The sequence below is a fragment of the Bacillus sp. JJ1609 genome (genome assembly GCF_036967045.1).
Lineage (GTDB): Bacteria > Bacillota > Bacilli > Bacillales > Cytobacillaceae > Mesobacillus.
Window position 1 is genome coordinate 15523 of sequence record NZ_JBALSS010000011.1, and the last position, 4121, is coordinate 19643.

The 4121-nt window shown below is 42.3% G+C and carries 8 protein-coding genes; 5 read left to right on the forward strand and 3 right to left on the reverse strand.

All coding sequences use genetic code 11. The features are described 5' to 3' along the window. Positions 1-75: 75 nt before the first annotated feature. Positions 76-351 (reverse strand): YfhJ family protein, encoded by a 276-nt coding sequence (locus tag V7654_RS10720; RefSeq protein ID WP_335430328.1) that lies wholly within the window; start codon positions 349-351, stop codon positions 76-78. Between the two features lie 116 nt (positions 352-467). Here V7654_RS10720 and V7654_RS10725 point away from each other — a divergent pair, with 116 nt between their 5' ends. After that, the gene (locus V7654_RS10725; protein WP_335430329.1) at positions 468-650 is read left to right on the forward strand and encodes a small, acid-soluble spore protein K; all 183 of its coding nucleotides are present in this window, start codon (positions 468-470) and stop codon (positions 648-650) included. 16 nt (positions 651-666) lie between these two features. Here V7654_RS10725 and V7654_RS10730 read toward each other — a convergent pair whose 3' ends face one another. After that, on the reverse strand, positions 667-1002 hold the full coding sequence (locus tag V7654_RS10730) for a YfhH family protein (protein ID WP_335430330.1): 336 nt from the start codon (positions 1000-1002) through the stop codon (positions 667-669). Positions 1003-1090: 88 nt separating this feature from the next. Here V7654_RS10730 and V7654_RS10735 point away from each other — a divergent pair, with 88 nt between their 5' ends. Further along, complete coding sequence (locus tag V7654_RS10735; RefSeq protein WP_335430331.1) at positions 1091-1768, forward strand: SDR family NAD(P)-dependent oxidoreductase; 678 nt, start codon at positions 1091-1093, stop codon at positions 1766-1768. 17 nt (positions 1769-1785) lie between these two features. Here the strand turns inward: V7654_RS10735 and recX are convergent, their stop codons facing one another. Next, on the reverse strand, positions 1786-2598 hold the full coding sequence (gene recX / locus V7654_RS10740) for a recombination regulator RecX (protein WP_335430332.1): 813 nt from the start codon (positions 2596-2598) through the stop codon (positions 1786-1788). A gap of 142 nt (positions 2599-2740) precedes the next feature. Here recX and V7654_RS10745 point away from each other — a divergent pair, with 142 nt between their 5' ends. From V7654_RS10745 to V7654_RS10755, 3 genes are all read left to right on the forward strand, one after another. Then, the gene (locus tag V7654_RS10745; RefSeq protein WP_335430333.1) at positions 2741-3637 is read left to right on the forward strand and encodes a TIGR01777 family oxidoreductase; all 897 of its coding nucleotides are present in this window, start codon (positions 2741-2743) and stop codon (positions 3635-3637) included. A 65-nt stretch (positions 3638-3702) separates the two neighbouring features. Continuing rightward, on the forward strand, positions 3703-3825 hold the full coding sequence (locus V7654_RS10750) for a YfhE family protein (protein WP_335430334.1): 123 nt from the start codon (positions 3703-3705) through the stop codon (positions 3823-3825). A gap of 86 nt (positions 3826-3911) precedes the next feature. After that, a complete protein-coding gene (locus tag V7654_RS10755; RefSeq protein WP_335377159.1) occupies positions 3912-4097 on the forward strand; it encodes a YfhD family protein in 186 nt (61 codons plus the stop codon). Positions 4098-4121 lie beyond the last annotated feature (24 nt).

Here is a 4121-nt window from a genome sequence, read left to right on the forward strand (position 1 = left end):
GGATTGGCTTTTCTCATCCATCGAGTTGTTTCAATGACCCTTATTGGAACAACTCGATGGTGTTCTTAAAGCACATTAATGAGGTTTTGATTGATCTGCGTCCTGCTCCAATAAATGTTTATACTTAGGGTTCCTTGCAACAAATTCATGGAGCTGGGAACCGTAATGCTCAATCCACTGGCGGACAACCTTTTCAGTCATCTCACTCCCCATATAATTATGGCCGGCTTTGGCATAGGTTGCTTCGAAGTCGCCCCATAATAGTTCCACCCATGTCAATGCCTTTTCATATGTGATATCTCTGTTTTTTTCCAAAAGCAGCCTGGCTAAATGTTCATGATATTCATGCATGGTGCTCACCCTTTGCCAATTTTTATTATAGTTATGCAACGTTTATGTTTATCCAATACTATAGATGCGTGCAGCTTTTTGGCTTACACGTAATACTACCCGTCACGGAGGCCAATATGCGAAATAAAGAAACCAACTTCCCAAACCAAAACAACAACAAGCTCGAAGGTGAGCCAAGGGCAAAAGCAGAATATGCCTCAAAAAGGGCTGACGGCACCATCAATACTCATCCGCAGGAACGCATGTATGCTTCTTCACACCGTGAGGATGATACGACTGCAGCAATAAAGGACCATTAAAAGGTAAAACCAGGAGTTACTCCTGGTTTTGCTCCAATTTCACCAAAAGCGAAATGGGCAGCGCTTCTTCGTTTCCTTCACCACTTAAGCGTGCTCCCCAGGCAAACACTCCATTCATGTAATCAATCTTGAAGTATGAGCCTGGATCTCCCTCAATCTGATAAATTTCTCCAGGTTTGAAATCCTCTGGATTCAGCATATAGGATTTTGCCATGGCGATTTTACGTTCATATACGGCTAGCTCGCTCGCCATTCCCATTTGCTCGGCCTTTCTTGCCTTATCACGAAGGCTTGCGATTTCCTGGTTCAATTCATACTCTGTCATCTCACTGTAACGTTTATCTCTGCTCATATTTTTCACTCCTGGATTGTTCTTGCTTTTAACATTCGATTATTTGATATATAACTAAATTATAGCATGTTATCTTAAGGAGGCTACCATGAAAGCGATCATCATGACTGGAGCAGGCTCAGGCCTTGGAAGAGAACTCTCTCTGCTTTTGGCCAAGCAAAACTACCATTTGATTTTAACCGGAAGAACCGAAGACAAGCTAAAAGACGTTCAGGCTCAAATTGAGCAATCAGGGGGAAGTGCAACTACCCTTGAGCTTGATATCCGAAATCTGGAGGATGTAAAAGAGAAGGCACTACTCATTAGCAAGAAGCACGAACTCTACGGTCTCGTCAATAACGCTGGGGTCGGCTATTTTGGTCCTTTCTCTGAAATCTCCGACCAGGAAATCGAGGGAATGTTCCAGACCAATGTATTCGGAACGATCCAAATGACAAAAGCCATCCTTCCATATTTAGAATTGAACAAGGAAGGTATCGTACTGAACGTCGTGTCCACTGCCGGGCTGCGCGGAAAGAAGAACGAAGCTGTGTATTGCTCAAGCAAGTTTGCTGTTAGGGGCTTTACCGAAAGCATGCAGAAGGAATATGAAGGCACAGGAATCCGATTTGTCGCCGCTTATATGGGCGGAATGGATACTCCATTCTGGGAAGGCAGCGACCATGTAGCCGACACTTCCAGGTTCAGGTCAGCTGCAGAAGTGGCAGAAATGATTATCAACAGCCTGGATCAGGATGAAATTGTGATAGAATCAAAAAAATCATGACGCATGTCATGATTTTTTTACTCCTCATTTTCTTTCTCATCTATGAATTCATCGATTAATTCCATCGGGAATCCTTTCCGATATAAAGCCATTTTCATTTTTTGTCTATACTCACGAGCGGGAAGCTTCACATGTTTGTTATGGAGTTTTTCTCCCTGATATCGGAGCGCATCCATTTCACTGTCATCTTCTTTTTCCACTTCTGTTTGCTCTAATGCTGCACGAATGATCGGGAAGGCATACCCTTTCCTTTGCAGCATTTGTTCAATTTTCTGCTTCAAAATCCTCGAAGAATCCTTCTTATTTTTCAAGGCATATTTTTCACTGAGCTTAATAGCCTTTTCGAGCTGGTCATCGAATGAGACCTCATCCACTACTTTAGAAATGATATCTGGGCGTATTCCCTTTTCCTTTAATTCCTTTTTCATAACCTCTGCCCCTTTATCCGTTGTATTGATTTGCGTCCGGACATAGGCAAGGGCAAAATCCTCGTCATTTAAAAATTTCAAATCATGTAATTTGTGAATAGCTTCTTTTATGACAGGCTCTGCCACTTCTTTTTTCTTCAGATGGTCTTGCACTTCTGCTTCGGATCTCATCCGGTGTGCAAGATAGTTGATGGCCATATTATATGCCTTGCGGATATCATCCTGGAAAAGCATTTCTGTTACGCCAAAATCATCAAGCTCCATCCCTTTTTTTAATTGATATTTAATGAGAACATCTTCATCTACACTGAAAGCATATTCCTCACCGCGGCCACTGTCGGTAAAAATACTATAACGGTCTTTATTATGTTTCTGAACGGAGATTTTCGAAATAATTGGCATATGATTTCACCTCTCAAGAGCTTGTTTAGCAAGAATAATTTATTCCACCAATCCTCATACCTAACTTTAACACATTAAAAGAAGGTTTATCATGTGATAGGAAGTAATATATAAAAGTAGTGGAGCTTAAGGGGGAATAATAATGAAAATCGCGATTTCGGGAGGTACCGGTCTTGTCGGCAAAGCATTAAGCAGTGAATTGATTCGCAATGGCCATGAAGTGATTATTTTAACTCGGAGCAAAATAAATTCCAGTGCGAATCCTAAATTTGTTCAATGGCTCAATGACGGCGACCAGCCTGAGAAGGCGCTCGAAGGAATAGATGCAATCGTCAATCTTGCAGGCGCCACAATCAACAGCAGATGGACGGATGAATACAAACGTGAAATTCTTGAAAGCCGACTTCAGGCCACGTCTGAAATAAACCGGATAATAGGAAAATTAAAGCTGAAACCGGAAGTCCTTATTAATGCTAGTGCAGTCGGTTACTATGGAACCTCGCTTACTGCAGAGTTTTCTGAGATCTCTGCTGGAGGAGATGACTTTCTCGCTGAAACAGTAGCACGATGGGAAACTGAGGCTAACCAGGCGGGCATCTTAGGAGTACGGGTGGTACTCTGCCGATTCGGCGTTATTCTTGATAAAAAAGGCGGTGCCCTGCCCCGCATGGTTCTGCCCTATAAATTATTTGGCGGCGGAAAAATCGGGTCTGGCAAGCAGTGGTTATCATGGATCCATATCGAAGACGTAGTTGGCGGTATTTTGTTTGCGCTCGAAAATAAACAGCTAACTGGTCCTGTTAATTTCTCCGCACCTGAACCTGTTAAAATGGATCAATTCGGAAAGATTTTGGCTAAGGTTATCAACAGACCACATTGGATGCCGGTCCCTTCTGTTATCCTAAAACTGCTTCTCGGGGAAATGAGTATCCTCGTGCTGGAAGGTCAGCGTGTCCTGCCAGAAAAACTGCTCAGCGCTGGCTACGTATTCCGCTTCCCCTATTTCCAGGAAGCTTTAAAGGATATTTCCGGAAAATAAATTCGATTAAAACTTTTCAAGAAGGAGATACTGGTAAAGTAAATCATTTTGAAAGGGTGGGCAAAATGGAAAAAAAGAAAAAGGAAAAAACAAAAAGTACTTTATCAAGCATGCAGGAATTTACATACAGCCATGAATTCAAAAAGGCTGACAGGGCTGGCGGCTACACAGCTGGAAAGAGATATTAGGCATTAAGAATACACATATGGCAAATCCTAAAAGTACGGAAATAATTCATTTCCGTACTTTTTCAATTATGAAAGGGGTTTTTCGAATGGGACGTTCCAGAGGACAAAAATCTCGCGGCAAAAATAGTGCATCACTTCCACAGGTTCCTAAAAACATGAAATCAGATGGAATCGATGTTGAATTCAATCGTGAGCTTGCCGACCAGGCCGACCTTGAAGCATTGGCCCGCTCTAAAGCTGCTGATGGACGTGCGAAAAGAAAAATGAAATAACCCTGATAAGAAAAGCGCAAGCGC

Coding starts and splice junctions, on each gene's coding strand:
- V7654_RS10720 (WP_335430328.1), bottom strand. CDS start 351: ATGCATGAATATCATGAACATTTAGCCAGGCTGCTTTTGGAAAAAAAC.
- V7654_RS10725 (WP_335430329.1), top strand. CDS start 468: ATGCGAAATAAAGAAACCAACTTCCCAAACCAAAACAACAACAAGCTC.
- V7654_RS10730 (WP_335430330.1), bottom strand. CDS start 1,002: ATGAGCAGAGATAAACGTTACAGTGAGATGACAGAGTATGAATTGAAC.
- V7654_RS10735 (WP_335430331.1), top strand. CDS start 1,091: ATGAAAGCGATCATCATGACTGGAGCAGGCTCAGGCCTTGGAAGAGAA.
- recX (WP_335430332.1), bottom strand. CDS start 2,598: ATGCCAATTATTTCGAAAATCTCCGTTCAGAAACATAATAAAGACCGT.
- V7654_RS10745 (WP_335430333.1), top strand. CDS start 2,741: ATGAAAATCGCGATTTCGGGAGGTACCGGTCTTGTCGGCAAAGCATTA.
- V7654_RS10750 (WP_335430334.1), top strand. CDS start 3,703: ATGGAAAAAAAGAAAAAGGAAAAAACAAAAAGTACTTTATCAAGCATG.
- V7654_RS10755 (WP_335377159.1), top strand. CDS start 3,912: ATGGGACGTTCCAGAGGACAAAAATCTCGCGGCAAAAATAGTGCATCA.